Source organism: Enterobacter sp. kpr-6 (assembly GCF_900116015.1).
GTDB lineage: Bacteria > Pseudomonadota > Gammaproteobacteria > Enterobacterales > Enterobacteriaceae > Enterobacter_D.
Window position 1 is genome coordinate 606426 of the sequence record NZ_FOYH01000002.1, and the last position, 25082, is coordinate 631507.

The 25082-nt window shown below is 55.4% G+C and carries 21 protein-coding genes; 13 read left to right on the forward strand and 8 right to left on the reverse strand.

Annotated features, from left to right (window positions below):
• Window positions 1-533: 533 nt before the first annotated feature.
• Window positions 534-3137: a hypothetical protein gene (locus BM373_RS07600; RefSeq protein ID WP_090460821.1), complete on the forward strand. Its 2604-nt coding sequence runs from the start codon at window positions 534-536 to the stop codon at window positions 3135-3137.
• Window positions 3138-3171: 34 nt separating this feature from the next.
• On the opposite strand, the gene pheP is transcribed toward BM373_RS07600, so the two are convergent.
• The 3 genes from pheP to BM373_RS07615 form a co-directional block, all read right to left on the reverse strand.
• Complete coding sequence (gene pheP / locus BM373_RS07605; RefSeq protein WP_090460822.1) at window positions 3172-4563, reverse strand: phenylalanine transporter; 1392 nt, start codon at window positions 4561-4563, stop codon at window positions 3172-3174.
• 118 nt (window positions 4564-4681) lie between these two features.
• Window positions 4682-6874, reverse strand: coding sequence for a TonB-dependent receptor (locus BM373_RS07610; protein ID WP_090460823.1), 2193 nt, complete (start codon window positions 6872-6874; stop codon window positions 4682-4684).
• Window positions 6875-6922: 48 nt separating this feature from the next.
• On the reverse strand, window positions 6923-8011 hold the full coding sequence (locus tag BM373_RS07615; protein WP_090460824.1) for a YncE family protein: 1089 nt from the start codon (window positions 8009-8011) through the stop codon (window positions 6923-6925).
• Window positions 8012-8430: 419 nt separating this feature from the next.
• On the opposite strand from BM373_RS07615, the gene BM373_RS07620 reads away from it, so the two are divergent.
• The 4 genes from BM373_RS07620 to BM373_RS07635 are packed head-to-tail and all read left to right on the forward strand — an operon-like array spanning window position 8431 to window position 11411.
• Window positions 8431-9639: a SpoIIE family protein phosphatase gene (locus tag BM373_RS07620; protein WP_090460825.1), complete on the forward strand. Its 1209-nt coding sequence runs from the start codon at window positions 8431-8433 to the stop codon at window positions 9637-9639.
• Between the two features lie 8 nt (window positions 9640-9647).
• Window positions 9648-10229, forward strand: coding sequence for a SiaB family protein kinase (locus BM373_RS07625; RefSeq protein WP_256214593.1), 582 nt, complete (start codon window positions 9648-9650; stop codon window positions 10227-10229).
• A complete protein-coding gene (locus tag BM373_RS07630) occupies window positions 10222-10638 on the forward strand; it encodes a DUF1987 domain-containing protein (protein ID WP_090460827.1) in 417 nt (138 codons plus the stop codon). Before BM373_RS07625 ends, BM373_RS07630 begins: the two co-directional genes overlap by 8 nt.
• The gene (locus tag BM373_RS07635) at window positions 10632-11411 is read left to right on the forward strand and encodes a GGDEF domain-containing protein (protein ID WP_090460828.1); all 780 of its coding nucleotides are present in this window, start codon (window positions 10632-10634) and stop codon (window positions 11409-11411) included. The genes BM373_RS07630 and BM373_RS07635 overlap by 7 nt, the downstream gene beginning before the upstream one ends.
• Window positions 11412-11428: 17 nt before the next feature.
• Here BM373_RS07635 and BM373_RS07640 read toward each other — a convergent pair whose 3' ends face one another.
• The 3 genes from BM373_RS07640 to BM373_RS07650 all read right to left on the reverse strand — a co-directional run bounded on the left by BM373_RS07640 (window position 11429) and on the right by BM373_RS07650 (window position 13333).
• Window positions 11429-11692: a cold shock small protein YmcF gene (locus tag BM373_RS07640; protein WP_090460829.1), complete on the reverse strand. Its 264-nt coding sequence runs from the start codon at window positions 11690-11692 to the stop codon at window positions 11429-11431.
• A 361-nt stretch (window positions 11693-12053) separates the two neighbouring features.
• The gene (locus tag BM373_RS07645; RefSeq protein ID WP_090460830.1) at window positions 12054-12485 is read right to left on the reverse strand and encodes a hypothetical protein; all 432 of its coding nucleotides are present in this window, start codon (window positions 12483-12485) and stop codon (window positions 12054-12056) included.
• Between the two features lie 320 nt (window positions 12486-12805).
• Window positions 12806-13333 carry a cupin gene (locus BM373_RS07650; RefSeq protein ID WP_090460831.1) on the reverse strand — a complete coding sequence of 176 codons (528 nt, stop codon included), beginning with the start codon at window positions 13331-13333 and terminating at the stop codon, window positions 12806-12808.
• Between the two features lie 108 nt (window positions 13334-13441).
• On the opposite strand from BM373_RS07650, the gene BM373_RS07655 reads away from it, so the two are divergent.
• Window positions 13442-14551 (forward strand): AI-2E family transporter, encoded by a 1110-nt coding sequence (locus BM373_RS07655; RefSeq protein ID WP_090460832.1) that lies wholly within the window; start codon window positions 13442-13444, stop codon window positions 14549-14551.
• Here the strand turns inward: BM373_RS07655 and BM373_RS07660 are convergent.
• The gene (locus BM373_RS07660) at window positions 14548-15462 is read right to left on the reverse strand and encodes a LysR family transcriptional regulator (RefSeq protein WP_090460833.1); all 915 of its coding nucleotides are present in this window, start codon (window positions 15460-15462) and stop codon (window positions 14548-14550) included. The two genes, BM373_RS07655 and BM373_RS07660, sit on opposite strands and share 4 nt — an antisense overlap.
• A 101-nt stretch (window positions 15463-15563) precedes the next feature.
• On the opposite strand from BM373_RS07660, the gene BM373_RS07665 reads away from it, so the two are divergent.
• The 7 genes from BM373_RS07665 to fdnI all read left to right on the forward strand — a co-directional run bounded on the left by BM373_RS07665 (window position 15564) and on the right by fdnI (window position 23678).
• Window positions 15564-16631: an SDR family oxidoreductase gene (locus BM373_RS07665; RefSeq protein WP_090460834.1), complete on the forward strand. Its 1068-nt coding sequence runs from the start codon at window positions 15564-15566 to the stop codon at window positions 16629-16631.
• A 284-nt stretch (window positions 16632-16915) separates the two neighbouring features.
• Complete coding sequence (locus tag BM373_RS07670; protein ID WP_090460835.1) at window positions 16916-17284, forward strand: response regulator; 369 nt, start codon at window positions 16916-16918, stop codon at window positions 17282-17284.
• Window positions 17281-17928 carry a chemotaxis protein CheC gene (locus tag BM373_RS07675; protein ID WP_090460836.1) on the forward strand — a complete coding sequence of 216 codons (648 nt, stop codon included), beginning with the start codon at window positions 17281-17283 and terminating at the stop codon, window positions 17926-17928. The genes BM373_RS07670 and BM373_RS07675 overlap by 4 nt, the downstream gene beginning before the upstream one ends.
• A complete protein-coding gene (locus tag BM373_RS07680) occupies window positions 17925-18905 on the forward strand; it encodes a GGDEF domain-containing protein (protein ID WP_090460837.1) in 981 nt (326 codons plus the stop codon). The genes BM373_RS07675 and BM373_RS07680 overlap by 4 nt, the downstream gene beginning before the upstream one ends.
• Before the next feature lie 180 nt (window positions 18906-19085).
• Complete coding sequence (gene fdnG / locus BM373_RS07690; protein WP_143102634.1) at window positions 19086-22133, forward strand: formate dehydrogenase-N subunit alpha; 3048 nt, start codon at window positions 19086-19088, stop codon at window positions 22131-22133.
• 11 nt (window positions 22134-22144) lie between these two features.
• Entirely contained in the window at window positions 22145-23029 is an 885-nt protein-coding gene (fdxH, locus tag BM373_RS07695; RefSeq protein ID WP_090460840.1) for a formate dehydrogenase subunit beta, read from the forward strand.
• The gene (gene fdnI, locus BM373_RS07700; protein ID WP_090461087.1) at window positions 23025-23678 is read left to right on the forward strand and encodes a formate dehydrogenase-N subunit gamma; all 654 of its coding nucleotides are present in this window, start codon (window positions 23025-23027) and stop codon (window positions 23676-23678) included. Before fdxH ends, fdnI begins: the two co-directional genes overlap by 5 nt.
• Window positions 23679-23824: 146 nt before the next feature.
• Here the strand turns inward: fdnI and BM373_RS07705 are convergent, their stop codons facing one another.
• Window positions 23825-24850 carry an acyltransferase family protein gene (locus BM373_RS07705; protein WP_090460841.1) on the reverse strand — a complete coding sequence of 342 codons (1026 nt, stop codon included), beginning with the start codon at window positions 24848-24850 and terminating at the stop codon, window positions 23825-23827.
• Window positions 24851-25082 lie beyond the last annotated feature (232 nt).

Genomic DNA, 25082 nt, shown 5'->3' on the forward strand with positions numbered 1-25082 from the left:
AGAGGGAGAAAGGCGAGTCTGTGCCCGGACGGTTCCCCCTCCCTCAGCGAGAGGGAGAAAGGCGGGTCCGTGCGCAGGCTGTCCCCTCTACCTCAAAGAGAGGGAGAAAGGCGGGTCTGAGCGCGGGCTGTCCCCTCTCCCTCAGGGAGAGGGAGAAAGGCGGGTCTGTGCGCGGGCTGTCCCCTCTCCCTCAGGGAGAGGGTTAGGGTGAGGGTGAAAGCGTGGCCCCTCACCCCGGCCCTCTCCCCAGGGGAGAGGGAGAAAGGCGGGTCTGTGCGCGGGCTGTCCCCTCTCCCTCAGGGAGAGGGTTAGGGTGAGGGTGAAAATCCCCTGAAATTCCTCTCAAATTAATATCACGACTTCTCATTCCTCTCTCATTTTTATTATTCCCCCAACGCCTCTCAATCAATTAACTCACAAATCCTCTTTGTGTTTTAAACAGACATGCCTTTTTCCTCCCCGGCCTTTATAAATTATTTCGTTCAGGACTGAACACGTGATTTTTTACCAATCGATTTTAATGGAGATATCGTATGCAACTGGATTTCACCCTCAATATCAATAACGACACCTGGTATCCCACCGCGGATATCAGCGGTTTTAAAGCCAAAACCGGTGGCCGGGTTGATATTAAAGAAAAATTAATTCTGACCTTTAGCGCACCGGGGAAAATAACCGAAGGCGACATCACGGTTTCTTCTAATCCGTGGATTGACTTTAAAACTCAAATTGAATCCACCGAAGTGGGTAAAGGCGTTTTTGATATTATCGTCACCATCGCAGCGAAAGACGGACAGGCAATTGGCAATGCCATTACCAATATTCATATGGGCGTTAACGCCTCGTCCGATACTGCGCCAAAATGGGCCTCAATGAGCGATTCCTTTACCGCAGCAGCGGATGGCGTGCCGGATGTTGACGGCGAACTGGTTATCGACTGCGCTGCGCTCCCTGCGGGACTGGAATCGCGCGATCTGCAACTGGAACTGGCCCGCGGTGAGAAAAAAGAGCTGCTGACCATCAAAGCCGGGACCAGCGCGCTGAAGGTGGCCGCCGGGACCTACCGCGTGCAGGCGAACGATCTTTGCACCCTGGATGGCACCCTTCGCGCTGCGGTGAAACTCAGCGCGGCGGAAGTGGTGATCAACAAAGGCCAGCGCAGCCACTTACAGGTGAGTTTTGCCAGAACCGTGCGCAGCACCACAATTGATATCGCCGTCGATCTGCCGAACGTGCCGGCACTGATCGAGGAAGATCTTGATGTGGTATGTCTGGAAAACGGCGTGGTGAAACATCGCTATACCCTGCGCCACGGCCAGAAACAGCGTCTGGAAAACCTGCCGGTCAGCGGCAAATTTGTGGTGCGCATTAACGATCTGAAACTCAACAACGTTCACTACGTGTTCAGCGATATCACCGGCAATCTCAACGGGCAGTTCCATGACGTTGCTTTCACCGGCGCGAAGCTGCAACAGCGCGATGATACCCAGTCCGGCTCCGCTAAACTGGTGATTAATATCAAAGCGGAAAAAGCGGTTCCGACCACTTTCGATCTGCGTCTGACCGACGGCAAAGACACGGCGCGTCAGTACCGTTTCGCCAGCCTGCCCGTGCGTTCCGGCAGCCGTGAGCAGTCTGTGCTGGTGGCGCGCGGCAGCTATCAGGTTGGATCCTGCTCGTTTATTTATAACGGCGTCGTGCACTATGTGGATGCCACGCCCTGCCCGCTGACGGTGGACAGCAGCAAGCCGCTGCAACTGGATGTGACCATTACCGAAGGGGCCAATCTGCATGTGAAAGGCTTCCCGGAATTTTTATCCTTCGGCGGCTGTGCTGATATGTCCCCGAGCAACGTTGACGATCTGGCTGAAGCGCGCGTCTCCTCGCTGTTTAAATACTCCGGTGACGACGGCATGGGCGATGCGTCCGATTACCTCGATCCGGCGAAAGAACCGACCAGCAAAATCATCCAGATGGCGCGCGATGTTTCCGCAAAAACCAGTGAGCCTGTGCTGCCGGTGATGGTGTCTTACACCTGTAACCTGTCGTTAGGTGACGTTGAGCGCATCATCAAAGATCCGGTTCGCCACCACTATAGCTTCGCTAACTTCATTCAGTCGCTGAAAATGGCCCAGGCAATGCGCGATGATGCGCATCCGGTTCCGGCGGGCTATATCGTTAACCCGGATTACCTGGGTGAATGCCAGAAATATGGTTTCGCGCCTGAGCATGCTATTCCGGTGCGCCAGCCGTTAAGCGAAGCGCTGGCACATCACGGCGTAAACGTCACCATTCCGGCAGCCATTACCGATACCCTGAAAGGCTACATTAAAGCGGTGAACTGGCTGGTGCGCGTGGTTGCGCCTGACGTGGTGCTCGGCTGGCAGGTTAACCTGTGGGGCGTGGGCGGTTCGCAGTGGATTTACAGCGATTTCACCTATGACGACGTGTTCGATCCGGCTGACGGAAAGCATAAGAAAATGACGCTCGATCCGACGCTTGCGGGCAAGCTGACCGCAGAATATGCGCTGCTGGTAGGGGTGTTCGACGAGATCCCTTACACCCGTGCGGATGGTTCTTCTGCGGTGGCGAAAGGCGCTGATTTTATGGCGGCTGACCGTTATGAAGCGGACGACTTTACTGCCCGCGCCTACAAAAACGGCTACTGCTACACGCCGTATGAGTGGGATCGCACCTTTGATTTCTGCGCCGCGCTGAGTCGCTATCTGCGCCAACCGGTTCTGCCATGGCAGGTTCCGGCCAGCCGTCTGGCGACCAAAGATGAGCAGGTGGGTGAGCTGGAAGAACAGTTCTGGGGCACCGGCGGCAGCTATCTGATGGGTCACCCGGAAATCGGTCACTCTGTTGAGGCGATCAACGACCGTCTGCTGAACATCGAATTCCTGGATGTACACGCGAAAATGATGGGTCACACGCCGCGAGAGCTGTTTAATCGCCACGCGTGGGATATGAGCGAACCTAAGTACCGGGATTTCCCGTTACGCGGTATTTTCCATGTGCAGGTTGGCGGCGGTGCCACCACCGGCGTGGTCAGCGCGGTAAACCGCAACAGCAGTAGCTGGATGCGCTCCCGTCTGAAAGCGTACCGTGATAATCCGGTGAAGTTTAAAGGCTAAGAGTAAGGGGGCAGAAATGCCCCCTTTTTTATGGCTATCGTGCGCGGCGCAGCAGCTTAAAGGCACCAAAGAGCACGGCAATCCATACCGGCAGCAAAATGGCCGAGGTGCGCATTTCGTCCATCGTGCACATCAGGATCAGGATCATCAGCAAAAACGCGATGCACAGGTAGTTGCCCGCCGGATAAAGCAGCGCTTTAAACTGCGTTTCACGCCCTTTACGGCGCATGGCGGCGCGGAATTTCAGGTGCGCGAGGCAAATCATGATCCAGTTCAGCAGCAGCGTGGCGACGACCAGCGCCATCAGCAGGCCGAAGGCTTTTTGCGGCAGTAAATAGTTCACCAGAATCACCAGCGAAGTGATCCCCGCCGACAGAAACAGCGAATTGACCGGCACGCCGCGTTTGTTGACGCGGGTTAAAAACGCCGGGGCGTTGCCCTGCACCGAGAGGCCAAACAGCATCCGGCTGTTGGAATAGACGCCGCTGTTAAACACCGACAGCGAGGCCACCAGAATGATGAAATTCAGCGCCGAGGCGACGATGTTGCTGTCCATTTCATGAAAAATCATCACGAACGGGCTGCTGTTGGCTTTGATATCCACCCACGGATAGAGCGCCAGCAATACCACCAGCGAACCGATATAAAACAGCAGGATACGGTAAACCACCTGATTCACCGCCTTTGGAATGGTGGTTTCCGGCGAGCTGGCTTCCGCCGCCGTGATGCCAATCAGTTCAAGACCGCCGAAGGAGAACATGATCACCGCCAGCGATAAAATCAGCCCGTGCCAGCCGGTGGCAAGAAAGCCGTCGTAGCGCCACAGGTTGTCGATGCTGGCGCGTTCACCGCCCGTTCCGGAGAACAGCAGCCACAGGCCGAAGCCGATCATCGCAATGATCGCCAGCACTTTGATCAGCGCAAACCAGAATTCCATCTCACCATACAGGCGCACGTTCACCAGATTGACCGCGTTGATGAGGATAAAGAAGGTAGCCGCCCACACCCAGGTCGGGACGTCCGGCAGCCAGTACTGCATGTAAATGCCCGCGGCGGTGAGTTCCGCCATGCCGACCAGCACGAACATCACCCAGTAGTTCCAGCCCGAGAGAAAGCCCGCAAACGGACCCCAGTATTTGTAGGCGAAGTGGGAGAACGAACCGGAAACCGGCTCCTCGACGACCATTTCACCAAGCTGGCGCATGATCAGAAAGGCAATGATCCCGGCAAGCGCGTAACCGAGCAGCACCGCAGGCCCGGCCATCTGGATCGCTGGCCCAATGCCGAGAAACAGCCCGGTGCCGATAGCGCCACCGAGGGCAATTAATTGAATATGACGGTTTTTTAGCCCGCGCTGTAATGCGGGTTCTGTACCCGACGAAGCATCTGTGGTTGACGTACCCGATGCGGTTGACGCGTTTTTCACGCCCTTCCCCTGTCTCGTTTTAATTTGAAGGGGCACCTTTTAACATTTAGCGAAGTTACGAGGCAAGTCATTCCCCGTTTCAGAAGCGTTCCCGCTCCTGAAACGGAGGGCGTCAGGATTAGAAATCGTAACTCATCGAGACTTTCAGGGTGCGCGGCTCACCGACAAACACATAGGTGCCGAGATCTTCCACGCCGGACCAGTATTTCTCGTCGGTAACGTTATCCACGCCGACGCGCCAGACCATCTCGTTTTGTGCCTGGTTCAGACGCATACGGTAGCGCATCCCCAGATCCAGCGTGGTATAGCTGTCGAGCTTTTTGGTGTTGGCGGCGTTGGCGTACTGGGAACCGGTATGATTCACCCGCGCGGTCGCCGTCAGGCCATCCACCGGTTTGATGTCATATTCCGCGCCCAGCGCCATGTAGAATTTCGACACGCCGATGGCGTCATTGCCGTCGTTGATGCCGTCTTTCGTTTTAGTCATCTCCGGATCAAGCCAGGTGGTGCTGCCGTTCAGACGCAGGCCGAGCACTGGCTCGCCAAACACGTTCAGCTCCACGCCGCGGTTACGCTGTTCGCCGTCCAGACCGTAACGTTTGGTGGTGGCATCCATAAACGCCGACGGCTTTTTGATTTCAAACAGGGCCAGGGTACCTCCGACGCGACCGTAATCCACCTTCACGCCCACTTCGTTTTGCTTCGAGTGCATGATGCCGACAGATTCAAAGGCGTTCGCCGCATCTTTCGGCGCGTTGCTGCCCGGCTGCAGGGCTTCGGTATGGTTCGCGTACAGCGATACCGACTCCCAGGGCTTGTAAACGATGCCGTAGGTCGGCATCCAGCGGCTTTCGGTGTAGCGGGCGGTGACGGTTTCCGCACCCGTGGCGTTGCTGTAGTTACGCACCACCACTTTCTGGTGACGGGCGGCGACGGTGAACAGCACGGAATCGTCGAGCACGCCGAGCGTGTCGCTCAACAGCCAGCCCTGCGTGCGGTTGCGGGCGGTGGTCAGCGGATCGAAATAGTTACCGCCGACGGTGTTGTAATCCGGGCGATCGAGAGTGGGAGTGTCATAAATGTTGGACAGTGGCCGGTTGGCTTCCGCCGTGGATCGCCAGGCGGTTTTGTCTTTTTTGGTGACGGCGGAGTAACCGACGTTCACCTTGTGCGAAACCACGCCGGTGTCGAAATTGCCGCGCACGCCCGCCATGCCGCTGAAGGCATCAATAATGCGGTTGGTATCGAGGCGTCCCATCCAGGCGTCACCGTCTTTGTTGATCATGTCCGCTGTGGTGTACAGCCCGACTTCATGGCTGTGCTGCGCGCCAAAAGCGGTGTACGCCGTCCACGCGTCGGTGATATCGACTTCCGCGCGCGCCATACCGAATTCGTTTTCGATATCGCTGTAGCCCCACTGCTGGCTGTAGTTGTGGCTGGCATCCGGCAGATCGGGAATGAAATCCACTTTGCTGATTTTGATGCCCATGTTGCCGCCGTGGAAGGTTTTCTTCTGGTAGCCGACATCGAGCGAGGTGCGCACGCGTTCGCCACGATAATCCAGTCCGACCGACGCCACCGTAGTGCGACGATGATCGTCGTCCACCGCCGCGTCGCCTTCGCGGTGCAGCAGGTTCACGCGCGTGCCAAACTGGTTGTCATCGCCAAAACGACGGCCCAGATCCAGCGATCCGCCAATCTGCGACTGGCTGGAATAATCCACGCCGACGCGGGTTAACGGAGTGTCTTCGGCGTGTTTTGGTTCAAGGTTGATCATGCCGCCGACGCCGCTGCCCGCCGCGCCGTTGAGCAGACCGTTCGCCCCTTTAAAGACTTCAACACGCTCCAGCATCTGCGTGTCCACCACCTGACGCGGCACGATGCCCGGCAGACCGCCCATCGTCATGTCGTCGCCGTCGAGCTTAAAGCCGCGAATGCGATAGGTTTCAGCGAAGTTGCCGAAGCCCTGGACAGCCTGCACGCCCGCGTCGTTGCTGACCACGTCGGCGAGGGTTTTCGCCTGCTGATCCTGCACCGATTTCGCGGTGTAGCCGATGACGTTAAACGGCACGTCCATCGCCTTTTGTTCGCCGAGCATGCCAAGACGCCCGCCGTGGGCCACCTGGCCGTCGAGATACGCCGGTACCAGCGCGTCGCCACCGGGGGTAAACCCGCTGTCCGTCGCCTGAACCACGATGGTGTCTTCCGAAGTTTGTTGAGTCTGGCTTTCGGCGGATGCGCTGTGTGCGACGGTACCGATGGCCAGCGCAAGCAGAGTCTTACGCCACGGTGTAGAACTGTTCATGATCATCTTTATGGGAAGTGAGAAAAGAAAAGGCCCGTTGCCGGGCCCGTGTCATTATTTATCCAGTGCGATACGGACAACGCTGTCCGGACCGTTAGTGGAATGGTCTTTGTTAAACGCTTGTTTAACAGTGACATACAGGGTCTGGCCGTCAGCCGACAGCAGCAGGCTGTTCGGATTTGGCGGCAGATCCCAGGATTTTTTCACCGCATAGCTGGTGGCATCGAGGCTCAGCAATTTGCCGGACTCGCGCTGGGAGATGTAGATCTCGTTGCGTTTGGCGTTGAATTTCACCGACAGGGAATCGCCCACATCGAGCTGTTTAATTACCTTGCCGCTATGAATATCGAGCACCAGCGTGGTTTTCGCTTTGGAGTTGTCGGTGACGAACAGACGCCCGGTGGCGCTGTCTTCGGCGATATTCAGCAGCAACGCTTCTTTCTCGCCGAGCGGCTTCCAGCGTTTTTCGATTTTGTTGTTACGCGGGTTGATCACCAGGATTTCACCGCCGCCGTTCGCGGCATAGATGCGCTGAGTCTGCTCAGAATAATGCAGGCCGGTCATCCATTTGCCGGTGTTTTTGATGCGGGTTTTGAGTTTCATGGTTTTCGCATCAACCACCCAAATCAGCGCCGGATCGGCAACCGCGCCGATGTATAACAAACCGTTGTGCAGCAGTACCTGGCGCGCGCCATACGGGAAGCCTTCCGGGTTACGCTCCGGGAACAGCGCACGGGCGATCACTTTGCCATCAGCGGTATTCACCGAACTGATCCCCGCATCCAGCGAGTTGGTGGCGTACAGCGTCTGGCCGTCGGCGGAGATATCCACGCCGAAGTTTTTCAGATCGGTATGGGTCGCACCAATCGTTTTCAGTGTTTTAGCATCCAGCTTGTAAATCATTCCGCCCTGCACATCTTTGAACCCTTCGGCACTCGCCACGTACAGCGCGTCCCCTTTCGGGCTTAACGCCAGCTCGTAAATGCCTTCTGCCAGTTCACGTTTCACCACGCTGTTGTCCTGCGTTTGCGCGCTTTTTGCTTCAGGTGCGGCAGCGGTTTGCGCTTTCGTTGTAGTTTGAGCGCTGCAACCGCTCAGTGCGACGGCGACCAGCAGGGCCAGTGCAGACGTTTTCATAGTCATGTGGAAAATCCTTTACCGTTCAGGGCGAATAGCGAGATAACACTAAAGAGAATGAGAACTATACGCATTATGCTTATGCGATCAAGGAGAATTCATCCGCGGGCAAAGCAGCCACAAAAAAGAAGGGGTTGATCGTTAAGGTGATAAAGATTATCTTTCTCATTACTGAATAGTTGAGCAAAACACTCAGGTATTCAGTACGACATTGCTCACATTGCTTCCAGTATTATCTTGCCCGCCCCGTGCGGGCTTTTTTTTGCCTGATTTTCTCCACTTCAGGCGATGCGTTTATCGCTACAGTTTGCTTTTAGTCTCGATAAAATGTCGTAGTGCTTTGCGGCAAGCCATTGAAATAAAAGCGTCATAATCCGCTTTTAGTATTAGGATAAATCTTACCTTCAGCGAAGCGCGCCAGCTTTATGGATATACCTCTTTCTTCCCGACAGCTCAACGCGGGTATGCTGCGCATCGATGTGCCGCATGTGACGCCTGACTCGACCAACCTGCATGTGATGTCGCTTTTTAATGAACACAAAGCGTTAATCGGCCTGCCGGTGCTGGAAAACCAGCGCCCGATTGGCATGATCAACCGGCATATTTTTCTCTCGCAGATGAGCCGCCCTTTCTTTCACGAACTCTACGATCAAAAAAGCTGCATCGCGTTTATGGATAAGACGCCGCTGATTATCGAGGCCAGTTCCGGGCTGGAATATCTCGCAGGCCAGGTGGTGGAAACGGGCGATAAAGCGGTGACGGAAGGCTTTATCCTGACCGCAGAGGGGCAGTATATCGGCATGGGACTGGGCATTGATCTGATCAAAACCGTCTCCGATTTACAGGCCAAACAGCATCTGCAAATTATGCAAAGCATTGAGTATGCGCGCGTGATCCAGGAATCCATGCTTAACCGTTCGCGTCAGAGCATTGAGGAAAACCTTAATGACTGGTGCCTGTTCTGGCAGCCCCGCGACTGCGTAGGCGGGGATATTTATGCCTTCCAGCGTGATGAAAACGGCTGGCTGGTGGTGATCGCCGACTGCACCGGGCACGGCGTTCCCGGCGCGTTTATGACCTTTATTTTTGCTTCCGCGCTGGAAAAAGCGCTGACGCAGTCCCAGGCCTGCGAGCCGGAGCACCTGCTCAGTATTATCAATCGCTATATCAAACAGACGTTAAGCCAGCTTCATCCGACGGCGGATCTCGGCCAGTCCAACGACGGCTGCGATGCGATTGCGCTGTATGTCGATGAAAAAAATGAACGCATGATCTGGGCGAATGCGCAGATGCACGCCTTCCGGCTTGGCGCGGACGCCGACGCGGTAGAAGTGCTGGAAGGCGACCGGAAAGGCCTCGGCTATACCGATACGCCGTCAGATTTCCGCTGGCATCGCCATGAACGCCCGCTTAAGCGCGGCGATGAAGTGATGATCGTTACCGATGGCGTCACCGATCAGATTGGCGGCGAGCGCGGCATTATGTTTGGCAAAAAACGCATTCAGTCCCTGCTCCTGCAACACCGTCATCTGCCGGTGGCAGAGCTTTCGCGCGCGCTGGAATCGTCGCTGCGTGAATGGCAGGGCAAAGAGCCGTCGCGTGATGACATTACCTGGTTTGGATTTCGCGGATGAAACAGCACATGAAAATGAGCGACCTTCAGGTCAAAGAGGCCGTCCTGCTGCCTTTGATTACCCTTCAGCGGCAGAGCGCCGTCGAACTGTTTTACACCGGCTATTTTTCGCAACAGCACATCGTAACGATGGGCGATGTCGTGCGCGCGTGGCTGGATAAAAACGAATCATCGCTGGCGTTACGCCGCCGGTTATTTTCGGTGTTTATCGAGATGGGCCAGAACATCGTGCGCTACTCCTGCGATGAGCGCTATCTCGGCACGGGAAAAGAGGAGCTGCGTTTTGGCTCGCTGTGCTTTCATACCGCCCCCGGCAATTACTACCTTGAAACTGCCAATCTGGTCGGCCATGAGGAATCGTCTCTGCTGCAAAATAATCTCGACGTGTTACGCACCATGAGCCAGGCGGAAATCAAACAGGCCTGGAAACAGGGGCTGCGCAGCGAAGCGCCGGCCACCAGCAAAGGTGCAAATATCGGCTTACTGACCATGGCGCGAGAAACCAGCGAACCGCTGGAGTATCGCATTCATCCACTGGCGGCCAGTTCGCTGTCCGCTTTCCACCTTAAGGCCACGTTCGCCCATGACTGATATGACACTGACACCTGCTATCGTGCTCGCCGCCACGCCTGCCACACCGGAAGTGAATTTTGATTTTGCGGCGCATCGTCTGGTGCTGAAAGGCGAGGCTTACCCTGAAAACGCCGCCGCCTTTTTCCGCCCTCTGTTGCAGGCGGTGGAGGAGTGGCTGAACGAGAAACCTGCCGGTTCCGCCCCGGTGCAACTTCACGTCGCGCTGAGCTATTTCAACAGTTCCAGCACCAAACTGCTGTTTGAGTTTTTCGAGTCGCTGAACGGGTTCGCCAGGCAGGGAAAAGCCTGCGAGCTTTACTGGTATTACGATCCGGAAGATGACATTTCAGAGGAGTTCGGCCAGGAAGTGAGCCAGGATTTCCCGTCGCTGAGCGTATTTTTAAAAGCGGAACTGAACGCATGCTAGATATCAACGAGCTATTCCAGGAAGAGTATGCGGTCCTGGAAGATGCCCGGATCACCGCTGCCAATGCAAGCCTGCCAGCCGACGAGTGCCGTGAAAAGCTGTGGACGGTCGCCAGACATTATCAGCGGCTGATCCGCGAATCTTACCGCCTGATCTCCCGCAGCGACCGCGCCGAGCGGGAGCTGACGCGCATCAACGATGAGCTACAAAAGCTGGCGGCACGGCTGGAGTATGAAGCCACCCACGATCCGCTGACGGCAGTGTATAACCGCAGCGCGATCATCAATCAGATCGACAAATCCCTGCTGGATGGCAACGTCGCGCTGATCCTGCTGGATATCGATCACTTCAAAAGAATTAACGATGAATATGGTCATCCGATGGGCGATCGGGTGATTTGCGCGCTGGTTTCGCGGGTGCGCAAAGCGCTGCCGGAACATGCCTCTATTGGGCGTGTGGGCGGGGAAGAGTTCACTATTTTACTGCCGCGTGCGCGCATTGAAGAGGCGATGATTATCGCCGGGTATATTCACGCGTCACTCAACGCTTCACCGCTGGATTGCCTGGCGGATCAGCTCGTGACTGCCAGCTTTGGCGTCAGTCTTGGGGCAAAAAACAGCGATTTTGAAACGCTTTACAGCGCGGCAGACACCGCCCTGTATACGGCGAAAAAACGGGGCCGTAATCAGGTGGCGTTGCATGAGGATTTTTTCCGCCCGACGATGCCCCATTATTCAACGGCGCTGGCGGCAAATAGCCTGCATCTCGACTGAGCGCAGGCAGCGTGGGATTAGCGCAATCCCACTGAACTTTTATCGGTACTGGCAACGCCAGTGTAGCCGTGCATTCTGGCGACCATAACCGATTTGCAGAAAATGCATTTTGCGCCAAACGGATTGCTCTCGGTGACATCAAAGTGCGAGGTACGGTACTGCGAACCGTGACAGCGTGGGCAAGTGAAGTGCATGGAAACCGGGTTGTCCTGCACAATGCTGCTCACAGCGCTTTTTTCCGGGTAGAACCATTTCACTGATCCCGTCATTTTTGTAGACATATTTTTTTTACCTTATCAGGGAGCCTTTCGGCATAAATGGTCTGAATTACAGAGATTAATCAGCGTGTAAAAAGTGGAGGCTCAAAGATGAGGTATCAAGGGATACACTGAGAAATGAGGACTGCTTTAGATGATTACTCGAAGAGTGTCTGCGTATCAAACCGACGCATTCATTAACGCACGACTGAATCACGAAAGCAAGGTTTATCTTAAGGACATTATTTTAAACCGCGCAGGATGTTACAGACCGTCAGAATAAATAACGGCGTAGCACAAGCCTGTTATTTTCGCCACGCGCTACGCTGATATTCACGAATAATAAAAGTGGTAATACCCATATATAATACAGGGTTAACCCCATTCAGCAAATGATATCCCGCCGGTTGCGATAGATTAATTTCACCGGCTTCACCAGAGAATAATCTTTGGCCACAAAATCATTGGTCGTCAGGTAGGCATCACCTTCGGTCTCCGGCTGCCAGAGCGCGGTCAGCGCGTCATAGCGCAGGGTCTTTTCCCCGTCCGGGGTTTCCACGATATATTCCCCGCTTTGCAAGTAACCCGATGAAAAGCGCAGATGTTTACCCATATCACCACGCACCTGATGCTCAATTTTACGAAAACCAATGGGCACCAGATGGAAAATATAAAAGGGTAATTTCTTTATTTTCAGATCGGAAAAAGTAGAGATAATTTCCCCATCGCGCGTGAGCGTCACCTCTTTAAGCGCGACCGGAGAAGAAGGGAGCAGTTCAGGAAAAACGCATTCGACTTTGAAGTAGATGAGTTGCATAGATGCCTCTTGCTATCATTATTTTTATGTCTATGAGTTCTTATAGCTCATTTCTGAATTATCAGCCGGGTTTTAAGATTTTACAGACTAATACCCTTGATCATTACATGATTTTACATTGACCGAAGACCGGGGATATATATTTGCAATTTCAATAAATAATAAGAGAATTATTTTGAGGGGAGAATAACAGCAGGGAAATCCCCCTCACCCCGGCCCTCTCCCCTGGGGAGAGGGGGAAAAGCAGCCCGCGCTCGATTTGCCCCCTCTCCCTCAGGGAGAGGGCTGGGGTGAGGGTGAGAGCGGAGTGAGGGTGTGCATTATCTCCCCCTCCCCCACTCCCGCACCATTGGCCCCTCAGCCCCAAACACCGGGTCGCTGTCCGGGAACGGCACCGTCTCAATCTGCGCAAGCTGCTCCTCAGATGCCGCCGCGCGACACATATCCGCCTGCTGGCCCGGCGGATACGCGCCGACTACGGTAAAATCGGCGCTGCTGCCTTTATTACAGTGCCCGGTTCCGGCGGGCAGCAACACCACATCGCCGCCGCGTACGGTCACTAACTCCCCCTCCGGTCCGCCCAGCATCAGCTGCGCCTCGCCCTGGGTAAACGCCAGCACTTCATGCGCGGTGGCGTGGTAGTGGTGATAGTCAAACACGCCATCCACCCACTGCGCGGGCCAGCCGTTATCGGTAAACAGGCGTTGCGCCAGCGCCACCGCATCCTCGCCCGGCGTTAACACCTGACGGTAGATCAGCACCGGCAGACGCGGATTATTAGGCACCCAGGCACGGGCATTCAGATGCAGCGTTTCGGCTTGTTCAGCATGACGGGAATGGTCAGACATCGCTTTTCTCCGGTGATTAACCCTCTTATAAGCGTAGCCAGGCGCAGTTGTATTCTGGTCAGCAACTTCTATATTTCGAGAAGCGGTTTAAAAATGGGAGAAGTACTTATGAGATTTAAGGGATTAACGAAGGGATTTTTTATCCTGATCCTGTTTGTGGTCACCCTGGCCTTTTTCGATATTCTGGCACCTTACTTTTCGGCAATCCTCTGGGCGGCGATTCTGGCCGTAATTTTCCAGCCCCTTAAGAACAAACTGCGCGACAAAATGGCGGGCCGCAACGGGGTTGCCTCGCTGCTCACCGTGCTGATTATCTGTCTTATTGTCTTCACGCCACTGGCGATTATTCTCTCGTCGCTGGCCTTCGAAGCCAACGTGGTGTACCGCAAATTGCAGGAGAACAACACCCAGTTCCCGGTGGTAGTCGCTGATTTACTGGCGCATTTACCCACCTGGGCGCGGAGTTTTCTCGCGGATCACGATCTGAATAATGCCACCCAAATCCAGCAGGCGCTCTCAAGTGTGGCACTAAAAGGCGGGCAATATCTGGCGGGTAGCGCGTTTATCATCGGTCGGGGCACTTTCAGCTTTAGCGTCAGCTTTGCGGTGATGTTGTATCTGCTTTTCTTCCTGCTCAAAGACGGGCCGTTTATCGTCACCCAGGCGCTGGATTCCCTCCCCCTCTCGCGCTATGTGAAGCACCATCTGTTTGCCAAATTCGCTGCCGTCTCGCGGGCGACCGTTAAAGGCACCGTGGTGATCGCCGTCTTGCAGGGCATCCTCGGCGGCATCGGTTTTTACATTGTCGGCATCGATGGCAGCGTACTCTGGGGCGCGCTAATGGCGTTCCTCTCGCTAATTCCGGCGGTAGGTGCGGCCATTGTCTGGGTACCGGCGGCGATTTTTCTCTTCGCCACCAGCCAGCTCTGGCAGTGCTTTTTCATCGTCGGCTACTTCGTGGTGGTGGTGGGCCTGGTGGACAACATCCTGCGCCCGATTCTGGTCGGCAAAGACACCAAAATGCCGGATTACCTGATCCTTATCACCACCCTCGGCGGGCTGGAAGTGTATGGCATCAACGGCTTTGTGATTGGCCCGCTGATTGCCGCGCTGTTTATCGCCTGCTGGAATCTGCTCTCCGGTAAAGATCATCAGGGTAACGTCGATGAACTGGACGATGAGTTTATTGAAGAAGGCAAAGCGCACCCGGACGATTAACCCACCGGCCGGGCAATAACCAGCTGGCTGAGGACCGCAAGCAGCGCGTCTACTTTGGGTAACAGCTGCTTGCGGCGCGGCCAGACGAGCGACAGCGCCAGGCCGTCCGGCTGCAACTGCGGCAAAATCACGCGAAGTTCGCCGCGTTGCAGCGGTTCATGGATAAGCCAGGTGGGCATTTGCGCCACGCCAAGCCCGGCGCAGACGGCTTTCACCTGCGCGGCCACGTCATCTAACGCCATGCGGTGCGGCACGGTTCGCCAGTCAAGATGCCCGTCTCCGGCATCAAACAGCCAGGGTTTAGTGCTGCCATCCACCCGCTCATACAGGATCGCCCGGTGTCTGAGCAGTTCCTCAATGCTTTGCGGGCAGCCTTCGCGGGCGAGGTAATCGGGTGAGGCGCAGAACACCATTTTCTCGCGGCCAAGCGGCCGGCAGCCGAGCGAGGCGGGCAGATCCGGCGCGCCGCCAATGCGCACGGCGACATCAATGCCTTCGTCAAAGAGATCGAGAAAGCGATCGGAAAACGTCATGTTCAGTTCAATTTCAGGATGCTGCTGGCAGAAAGGGATCAGCAGCGGCATCACGCCCAGTCGCCCGTAGGTATTCGGCACCGCCAGCCGCAGCCTGCCGGACGGGATCGTGCGATGCGCCGCCAGCACGGACTCCGCTTCCGCCAGTTCTTCCAGAATGCGTATGCAGGTCTGGTAATACGCCTGCCCGGCATCGGTCAGCACCAGCCGACGCGTGGTGCGCTCCAGCAAACGTGAACCTAAACGCGTCTCCAGCCGACTGACGCTTTTACTGATCGCCGACCCGGTGACGTGCAGTTGTTCCGCCGCCGCGGTGAAGCTGCCTTTTTCCACGCTGGTAACGAAAGGCAGAATGTCTTTAAGACGGTGATCGTGCACGGATTAATGACCTCAGGTTAAGAATGATGTGAATTAATGCCAGAGATAAGCCCTCAATTCTCTATTAGTCTATATTTCAGGCTCATCATGAGGAAATAAACATGCGGAAAAAAGCGTTGATTGTCGGTATTAGCGGCGTGATTGGACGGGCGCTGGCTGAGAAATTACTGGAAGAAGGCTGGGAGGTCACTGGCCTGTCGCGCGGGCGCGGCGAAGTGCTGGCGGGCTGCAACAGCCTGACGGCGGATCTCACCGACGCGGCTGCGGTCAACGAGGCGCTAAAATCGGTCAAACCCGACGCGGTGTTTTTCAGCGTCTGGGCGCGTCAGGAAAATGAAAAAGAGAACATCCGCGTTAACGGCGGGATGGTGAAAAACGTGATTGAGGCGCTCGGCAATCGTCTGCATGGCGCGCACGTGGCGCTGGTGACCGGGCTTAAGCACTACCTCGGCCCGTTTGAAGCCTACGGGAAAGGAGCGGTGCCGGTCACGCCGTTCCGCGAAGAGCAGGGCCGCCAGCCGGTCGATAACTTCTACTACGCGCAGGAAGATGAAATTTTTGCCGGTGCGGAGAAATATGGCTATCGCTGGAGCGTACATCGCCCGCATACCATCGTCGGTTTTGCGCTCGGTAATGCGATGAATATGGGCCAGACGCTGGCGGTGTACGCCACCCTGTGCCGGGAAAAAGGATGGCCGTTTATCTTCCCCGGATCGCCTGAGCAGTGGAATGGCGTCTCGGACGTGACCGACGCCGGGCTGCTGGCCGAGCAACTGGCCTGGGCTGCCCTTAGCCCAACGGCGGCAAATCAGGATTTCAATGCCGTTAACGGCGATGTGTTCCGCTGGAACTGGCTGTGGCCGCGCCTTGCCGCGTACTTTGGCATTGAAGCCGCGCCGTATCCTGAGGCGATGATGCCGCTGGAAGGCCGGATGCAGGAAGCCGCTGCCGCCTGGCAGACTATCGCGGCAGCCCATCAACTGTGCGAGGCGGACATCAGCAAACTGGTGTCATGGTGGCACACCGATGCCGATCTGGGCCGCCCGATGGAGGCCTTTACGGACATGAGTAAAAGCCGCAAAGCCGGGTTTATCGGCTATCGCAGCACCCTGGATTCGTTCACCGGGCTGTTTGACCGGCTTAAGAAAGAGCAGATTATTCCGGAGTGAGTTTTCCCCTCACACCCTCACCCCGGCCCTCTCCCTCAGGGAGAGGGAGAAAACCACACCCTCACCCCGCGTTGTGCACGATCTGCCCCCTCTCCCTGAGGGAGAGGGCTGGGGTGAGGGTCCCCGCCGCCTGACTTTTCGTAAATATTTCCCCCTGCCCCCTAAAGCAAACCCACTCCAGGCCGAAACCGTATCTAAGGTGGCCAACAATACACGATCGCTGCCAGTGTCACGGCGTCAGCCGTTTTTCATTCCCGTTGAATGACTCACAGAGAAACTACACTATGTCCAGGCAAATCCTTATCGTTGACGATAGCCGCTTATCACGCATGATTTCCCGTCAGTATGTACTCAGCCTGCATAGCGACTGGCAGATTGCCGAGGCCGCGACCGGCGAGCAGGCCATTGAAATGGCTGCTGTTAATCCGCCGTATCTGATCTTGCTGGACGTCAATATGCCCGGCATGGGCGGTTTAGAAGCCGCCGCGGTCCTGCGCAAAAGCCATCCCGATACCCATATCGTGCTGCTCACCGCGAACGTGCAGAACTCGGTGCAGGCGGCAGCGGAGCAACTGGGCATCGGCTTTCTCTCCAAGCCGATTATCGAAGCGCAGATCCACGCCATGCTGAACAAACTGGAGCAGACCCCATGAGTGAGCTGCCGAACATCAGCGAAATCGAAGCTGACTGCCTGATGGAAATCTTCAACATCGGCGTCGGTCATGCCGCCGCTGCGATGAGCAACATCGTGAATGAAGAAGTGCGCATGTCGGTGCCTTCGCTGCATTTTACGACGCGATCGGATGCCGCAGACGAACTGGGTGCGGATCTGTCGCTGTGCGGGATCAGCCAGCATTACCAGGGCGCGTATGCCACCGAAGCTATCCTCATGTTCCCGGAAACCGCCAGTTTCGAAATCGTGCGCATGATGGTGGGCGATATGATCCCCGCTCATGAACTGGGCGCGATGGAGCGGGAAGCGATGTGCGAGATCGGTAACATCGTGCTGAACGCCTGCGTCGGCACGCTGGCCAATATGTTTGAAAAAGATCTGATAGGTTCACTGCCGGTGTTTCGCGTCGGCAGCAGCCAGCACATTCTTAATCCTGCCGATGAAGAAGACGATCCGATTCTGTTGATGTTACGCATCGACTTTTCGCTGGAGCGCCAGCAGATCGAAGGCTATCTGGCCTTTATTCTGGATATGTCGGCCCTGCGCGATCTGCGTGAACAAATCCGTATTTATATCAGCCGGTTAGAAGCGGGCATTGCGCCTGTCGGATTATCCATGCCATGAAAGACAACCTGTTACTGGACGCATTTTCCGCACTAAGCCTCGGGGTGATCGTGGTGGACTCCCACTATCGCGTCACCCTGTGGAATAACTGGCTTGCGCTGCATACCGGCATCGAGGCCAGCGAAGCGACGGGAGAGGATTTTTTTGTCCTGTTCCCTGAGCTGCGCCATCACCGGGTAGGCGTGGCGATCCATCAGGCTATCTTTCATAACTTACCGGCATTGCTGTCGCAGTCATTGCACCGCTCGCCGTTCCCGCTGTTTGTCGAACCGACGCAGCCGGTGGAGCGCATCAGCCAGGCGGTGACCATTGTGCCGCTGGGCAGCGAAGAGCGTTATTGTCTGATTCAGATCGTCGATGTCAGCACCGCCGTACACCGGGAATCGCTGCTGCGCGATCAGGCCCATGAACTGCTGGCACAATCGCTGTCGGACGGGCTAACGGGCGTCGGCAACCGCCGCTATTTCGATCTGTGCATTGAGAAGGAGTGGCGGGCCAGCAAGCGCAACAAAAAACCGCTGTCGATGCTGCTGATCGACGTCGATTTCTTCAAGCGCTACAACGACTGTTACGGGCATCATCAGGGGGATGAATGTCTGCAAACCGTGGCGTCCGAAATGCGTAACGCCTTGCAGCGCCCCAATGATTTGCTGTTCCGCTACGGCGGGGAAGAGTTTTGCGCCCTGTTGCCGGAAACCTGTGCCGACGAAGCGTTACGCATTGCCGAAACGCTGCGTGGTCGCGTGCAGTCCCTCGCCCTGCCCCACGTCAACGCCCCCGCCAGGGTGGTGAGCGTGAGCATTGGCGTCGCCACCCACTGCCAGCATGCTCATGCGGCGCATATTGAGCTTATCCAGGCGGCAGACCGCGCCCTGTATGAAGCCAAACACGCCGGACGTAACCGCGTTAACGCCAGCACGGGCGGCTGTTCAGATACCACTGCACCGCAGTGGATGCCCCATCACGCTCTGCGTTAATCCTATCTGGGTGGGCCTGATAGCCGCCTTACTCACCAAAGGATTACACGCAGATAGCTGCGTCTACTCCTGAAGAGGTGAGTGGCGGCGCAATCCTTAGCGAATTGATTTCACGCAATATCCCTCCTGCCTGTCCTGTTATTTTCGCCGCCGAAAATACGTCATAACAATGAGGTTACGATGGACGTCAGTCGCAGGAAGTTTTTTAAAATCTGCGCCGGCGGAATGGCAGGTACAACGGCGGCAATGCTGGGCTTTGCGCCTACGCTCGCTCTTGCGGAAACGCGCAACTATAAGCTCTTACGCGCCAAAGAAACCCGCAATACCTGCACTTACTGTTCCGTAGGCTGTGGATTGTTGATGTACAGCATGGGTGACGGCGCGAAGAACGCCAAATCAAGCATTTTCCATATCGAAGGGGATCCGGATCATCCGGTCAGTCGCGGCGCGCTGTGCCCGAAAGGCGCGGGCCTGCTGGATTATATTCACAGCGATAATCGCCTGCGTTACCCGGAATACCGCGCGCCGGGATCTGATAAATGGCAGCGCCTGAGCTGGGATGACGCCTTTGCGCGCATCGCCCGCCTGATGAAGGATGACCGCGATGCGAACTTCGTTGAGAAGAACGCGCAGGATGTGACGGTCAACCGCTGGCTCTCCACCGGGATGCTGTGCGCGTCGGCGGCCAGCAACGAAACCGGGATGTTAACCCAAAAATTTGCCCGCTCGCTGGGCATGCTGGCAGTTGATAACCAGGCACGCGTCTGACACGGACCAACGGTAGCAAGTCTTGCTCCAACATTTGGTCGCGGTGCGATGACCAACCACTGGGTTGATATCAAAAACGCCAACGTGGTGATGGTGATGGGCGGTAACGCCGCTGAAGCCCACCCGGTCGGTTTCCGCTGGGCGATGGAAGCCAAAAACAATAACGATGCCACGCTGATCGTGGTCGATCCGCGCTTTACCCGCACCGCGTCGGTGGCGGATATTTATGCGCCGATCCGCTCCGGTACCGACATTACTTTCCTGTCGGGCGTCATTCTCTACCTGATTTCCAACAACAAAATTAACGCCGAATACGTCAAAAGCTACACCAACGCCAGCCTGCTGGTGCGCGATGATTACAGCTTTGATGACGGCCTGTTTAGCGGTTACGACGACGCCAAACGCCAGTACGACAAAACGAGCTGGAACTATCAGTTCGATGAAAACGGTTTTGCGAAACGCGACGACACCCTCACCCACCCGCGCTGCGTGTGGAACCTGCTGAAAACGCACGTTTCCCGCTATACGCCGGAGGTGGTGGAACATATCTGCGGTACGCCGCAGGCGGATTTCCTGAAGGTGTGCGAAGTGCTGGCCTCGACCAGTGCGGCTGACCAGACCACCACGTTCCTGTATGCACTCGGCTGGACGCAGCACTCCGTGGGCGCGCAGAACATTCGTACCATGGCGATGATCCAACTGCTGCTCGGCAATATGGGCATGGCGGGCGGCGGCGTGAATGCGCTGCGCGGGCACTCCAACATTCAGGGGCTGACCGATCTGGGCCTGCTCTCCACCAGTCTGCCGGGCTATCTGACCCTGCCGTCGGAGAAGCACACCAGCCTCGACAGCTATCTGGCGGCCAACACGCCAAAAGCCACGCTGCCGGGCCAGGTGAACTACTGGGGCAACAATCCGAAGTTTTTCGTCAGCCTGATGAAAGCCTTTTATGGCGACGATGCCACGCGTGAGAACAACTGGGGCTTCGACTGGCTGCCGAAGTGGGATCAGTCGTACGACGTGCTGAAGTACTTCGACATGATGGATCGCCATAAAGTCAGCGGCTATATCTGCCAGGGCTTTAACCCGGTGGCCTCGTTCCCGGATAAAAACAAGGTCGTCGCCAGCCTCAGCAAGCTGAAATATCTGGTGATTATCGATCCGCTGGTGACGGAAACCTCAAACTTCTGGCAGAACCACGGCGAGATGAACGACGTCGATCCGGCGAGCATTGCCACCGAAGTGTTCCGTCTGCCGTCCACCTGTTTTGCGGAAGAAGACGGCTCGATTGCCAACTCCGGGCGCTGGCTGCAATGGCACTGGAAAGGCGCGGATGCGCCGGGCGAAGCGCTGAACGACGGCGAGATCCTCGCGGGCCTTTACCACCGCCTGCGAGAGATGTACCGCCGTGAAGGGGGCAAAGGGGCCGAGCCGCTGCTGAAAATGGGCTGGCACTACGATCAGCCGGATCGCCCGGAATCAGAGGAGATCGCCCGCGAGAACAACGGCTACGCGCTGGACGATCTCTATGATGCGACCGGTAATCTGCTGGCGAAAAAAGGCCAGTTGCTGGATTCCTTTGCGCTGCTGCGTGACGACGGCACCACGTCGTCGGCCTGCTGGATCTACGCCGGAAGCTGGACAGCGAAAGGCAACCAGATGGCGAATCGCGATAACAGCGATCCGTCGGGACTGGGCAATACGCTGGGCTGGGCATGGGCATGGCCGATGAACCGCCGCATCATTTACAACCGCGCGTCGGCCGATCCGCAGGGTAAACCCTGGGATCCGAAGCGTATGTTGATCAAATGGAACGGGGCGAAATGGGTCGGCAACGATATCCCGGACTACAACACTGCCGCACCGGGCAGCGGCGTCGGGCCGTTCATCATGCAGCCGGAAGGCCTGGGTCGTCTGTTTGCCATCGACAAAATGGCTGAAGGTCCGTTCCCGGAACACTACGAGCCGTTCGAGACGCCGCTGGGTACCAACCCGCTGCACCCGAATGTGGTCTCGAACCCGGCAGCGCGCCTGTATGCCGGTGACGCGAAACGTCTGGGCAAGCGCGATAAATTCCCGTATGTGGGGACGACCTATCGTCTGACCGAGCATTTCCATACCTGGACCAAGCACTCGCGGCTTAACGCCATTGTGCAGCCGGAGCAGTTTGTGGAGATAAGCGAAGGGCTTGCGAAAGCCAAAGGCATTGCCAACGGCGATCGCGTCAAAGTCAGCAGCCAGCGCGGGTTTATTCGCGCCGTTGCGGTGGTGACGCCGCGCGTGCGCACGCTGAACGCGGGCGGTCAGGAGGTGGAAACCATCGGTATCCCGCTGCACTGGGGCTTTGAGGGAACGGCGCGCAAGGGCTATCTCGCCAACACCCTGACGCCGTCGGTCGGTGACGCCAACTCGCAAACGCCGGAGTACAAGGCGTTTCTGGTCAACATTGAGAAGGCGTAAGGAGCGAAATTATGTCCATGCAATCTCAGGATATTATCCGCCGGTCGGCGACCAACGGCATGACGCCGCCGCCACAGGCGCGCGACTATAAGGAAGAGGTCGCCAAGCTGATCGACGTGTCGAGCTGTATCGGCTGCAAAGCCTGCCAGGTCGCCTGCTCTGAGTGGAATGACATCCGCGATGAGGTCGGTCACTGCGTGGGGGTGTATGACAACCCCGCCGATTTGAGCGCCAAATCCTGGACGCTGATGCGTTTTAGCGAGACGACGCAGAACGGCAAGCTGGAGTGGCTGATCCGCAAAGACGGCTGTATGCACTGTACCGATCCGGGCTGCCTGAAGGCGTGCCCGTCGGCCGGGGCAATTATTCAGTACGCCAATGGCATCGTCGATTTTCAGTCGGAACACTGTATTGGTTGCGGGTACTGCATCGCCGGGTGCCCGTTCAACATTCCGCGCCTGAATAAAGAGGATAACCGCGTCTATAAATGCACGCTGTGCGTTGACCGGGTGAGCGTGGGCCAGGAGCCGGCCTGCGTGAAAACCTGCCCGACGGGAGCGATTCATTTTGGCACCAAAAAGGAGATGCTCGATGTGGGTGAGGCGCGCGTGGCGAAACTTAACGCGCGCGGTTACGCTCACGCGGGCGTCTACAACCCGCAGGGCGTGGGCGGCACGCACGTGATGTACGTGCTGCATCATGCCGACCAGCCGGAGCTTTACCACAACCTGGCAAAAGATCCGCAGATCGATACCCCCATCAATCTGTGGAAAGGGCTGCTCAAACCGCTGTCGGCGGCAGGTTTTATCGCCACCTTCGCCGGGCTGATTTTCCACTATGTGGGGATCGGCCCCAACGAAGAGGTCGATGAAGACGAGGAGGAACATCATGATTAAGCAAAGCAGGATGATTGTCAGAACCAAATTCATTGACCGGGCCTGTCACTGGACGGTGGTGATTTGCTTTTTCCTCGTGTCGCTCTCTGGCATCGCGCTGTTTTTCCCGACGCTGCAATGGCTGACGGAAACCTTCGGCACGCCGCAAATGGGGCGCATTCTGCACCCCTTCTTCGGGGTGATGATATTCATCGCCCTGATGTTTATGTTTGTCCGTTTTGTGCATCACAACATTCCCGATCGCCATGATATTCCGTGGGTGAAAGGGATTGTGGAGGTGCTCAAGGGTAACGAGCATAAGGTGGCGAAAGTCGGCAAATATAACGCCGGGCAGAAGATGATGTTCTGGACCATCATGAGCATGATTTTCGTGCTGCTGGTGACCGGGGTAATCATCTGGCGTCCTTATTTTGCCGATTTCTTCCCAATGAAAGTGGTGCGCTACAGCCTGCTTATTCACGCGACGACGGCGATTATTTTGATCCACGCGATCCTGATCCATATGTATATGGCGTTCTGGGTGAAGGGATCGATTAAAGGGATGATCGTCGGCAAAGTCAGCCGCCGCTGGGCGCAGAAACATCATCCGCGCTGGTACCGCGAAGTGGAACGGCTGGAAGCGAAAAAAGAGGGTACGGAAAGGGTTTAGGGTTGTGAAGGCATCTGCTCGCTGGCGTGGGGGAACGCGCTGGCGAGTAGATAAATCTTACTGGCTAAATTTATTGGTTTGAATCTTAGATTATTTATCTACGCGAAAAAAAAAGCCCGGTAAAGGGCTTTTTATTACAGGAATAATCAATTAGAAAGGACGCTATCAGTGGCTTTTTCTGTGACGCGTTTACTTCTAAATAAAAATCTTTTTTCCACAAAATGCCAGGACAATGATGCAAGCGTAATAGTGATTACGGTACTTAGAATCATGCTTGTGTAGAAACCTACATTAAGAGTATTAATGCATAGCTGCTGGACAGGGAATGCATAAATATAAATACCATATGAATAATCAAATCTGCCCTTAATTAGCGCATCGTTGAATGTTACGCCAATAAAAATGGCTATGATGGTAAATAATATATATCCAGAAATTTTATGATCAACACCACTTGTTGCTGTTGCCAAATATATCGACACCATTACAACGGAAAATATTTTTATGCTTGTTTTATTCCAGTGTTTTATGGACATTGACATACTTGCCCCTAAGAAGAAACACATACCTCTGGTAACAAACAGATCAACAGGCACATTAAAGAAGAAATCCGAATACCCTGTTTTGATTACATAACATGCCGCAACTAAAAACGATGCAAAAATTGCTGGATAAAGTCTCGGGCTATTTGTAACACTTACGACTAAGCCAATGACAAGATAACAGGCAAACTCAACAGGTAACGACCATAAACTTCCGAGCATTCCTGATGGATATATGAAGCCATCGGTTAAATCTCTGGAATTTGCATTCTGTAAAGTTACAGTTTGCAAAATTTTATAGAGTACATCTCCAGAAAGATATGAAGTTAAATCGTTACTATGAAAAGCACTTCCGATAATGACAAAAACAAATATGGAGCAAGGTATCAGTGCAGGGAAAATCCTTCGGCATCTTTTAGCCATAAAGCTCGCAAAATCGCCAGAGCGCAAACCTGATTGACTAATTAAAAAACCAGATATGGCAAAAAACAGTATAACAGCGATGCCACCCGGACTCTCAAACCCGGCGATAACTGGCTCGTTAAATCCTGACAGAGCGAAATGATGAGAATACAAGACCATGAGCGCCGCTACTAATCTTATGATATCAAAGCAATTATTTCTGTGCATGGCTATACCGGTTGGATTAGTGGCGCTAAGGATTCGAGTCGTAAGTACCACTTAACATTATCTTTAGCGGTGCTTTCTACATCATTTCATATTAAATTTCAATATGAAACATGACTTTTGTGATGTTATAGGAGCCATATCGCTCCTTTTATGATCTGAATAATGGATGGCACTTATGAAGAGGGGTCTTTGATTTGCACAAAGGAGCATCGTTAGATCCAGGGAGATTTCA

Coding starts and splice junctions, on each gene's coding strand:
- BM373_RS07600 (WP_090460821.1), top strand. CDS start 534: ATGCAACTGGATTTCACCCTCAATATCAATAACGACACCTGGTATCCC.
- BM373_RS07610 (WP_090460823.1), bottom strand. CDS start 6,874: ATGATCATGAACAGTTCTACACCGTGGCGTAAGACTCTGCTTGCGCTG.
- BM373_RS07615 (WP_090460824.1), bottom strand. CDS start 8,011: ATGACTATGAAAACGTCTGCACTGGCCCTGCTGGTCGCCGTCGCACTG.
- BM373_RS07620 (WP_090460825.1), top strand. CDS start 8,431: ATGGATATACCTCTTTCTTCCCGACAGCTCAACGCGGGTATGCTGCGC.
- BM373_RS07625 (WP_256214593.1), top strand. CDS start 9,648: ATGAAAATGAGCGACCTTCAGGTCAAAGAGGCCGTCCTGCTGCCTTTG.
- BM373_RS07630 (WP_090460827.1), top strand. CDS start 10,222: ATGACTGATATGACACTGACACCTGCTATCGTGCTCGCCGCCACGCCT.
- BM373_RS07635 (WP_090460828.1), top strand. CDS start 10,632: ATGCTAGATATCAACGAGCTATTCCAGGAAGAGTATGCGGTCCTGGAA.
- BM373_RS07640 (WP_090460829.1), bottom strand. CDS start 11,692: ATGTCTACAAAAATGACGGGATCAGTGAAATGGTTCTACCCGGAAAAA.
- BM373_RS07645 (WP_090460830.1), bottom strand. CDS start 12,485: ATGCAACTCATCTACTTCAAAGTCGAATGCGTTTTTCCTGAACTGCTC.
- BM373_RS07650 (WP_090460831.1), bottom strand. CDS start 13,333: ATGTCTGACCATTCCCGTCATGCTGAACAAGCCGAAACGCTGCATCTG.
- BM373_RS07655 (WP_090460832.1), top strand. CDS start 13,442: ATGAGATTTAAGGGATTAACGAAGGGATTTTTTATCCTGATCCTGTTT.
- BM373_RS07665 (WP_090460834.1), top strand. CDS start 15,564: ATGCGGAAAAAAGCGTTGATTGTCGGTATTAGCGGCGTGATTGGACGG.
- BM373_RS07670 (WP_090460835.1), top strand. CDS start 16,916: ATGTCCAGGCAAATCCTTATCGTTGACGATAGCCGCTTATCACGCATG.
- BM373_RS07675 (WP_090460836.1), top strand. CDS start 17,281: ATGAGTGAGCTGCCGAACATCAGCGAAATCGAAGCTGACTGCCTGATG.
- BM373_RS07680 (WP_090460837.1), top strand. CDS start 17,925: ATGAAAGACAACCTGTTACTGGACGCATTTTCCGCACTAAGCCTCGGG.
- fdxH (WP_090460840.1), top strand. CDS start 22,145: ATGTCCATGCAATCTCAGGATATTATCCGCCGGTCGGCGACCAACGGC.
- BM373_RS07705 (WP_090460841.1), bottom strand. CDS start 24,850: ATGCACAGAAATAATTGCTTTGATATCATAAGATTAGTAGCGGCGCTC.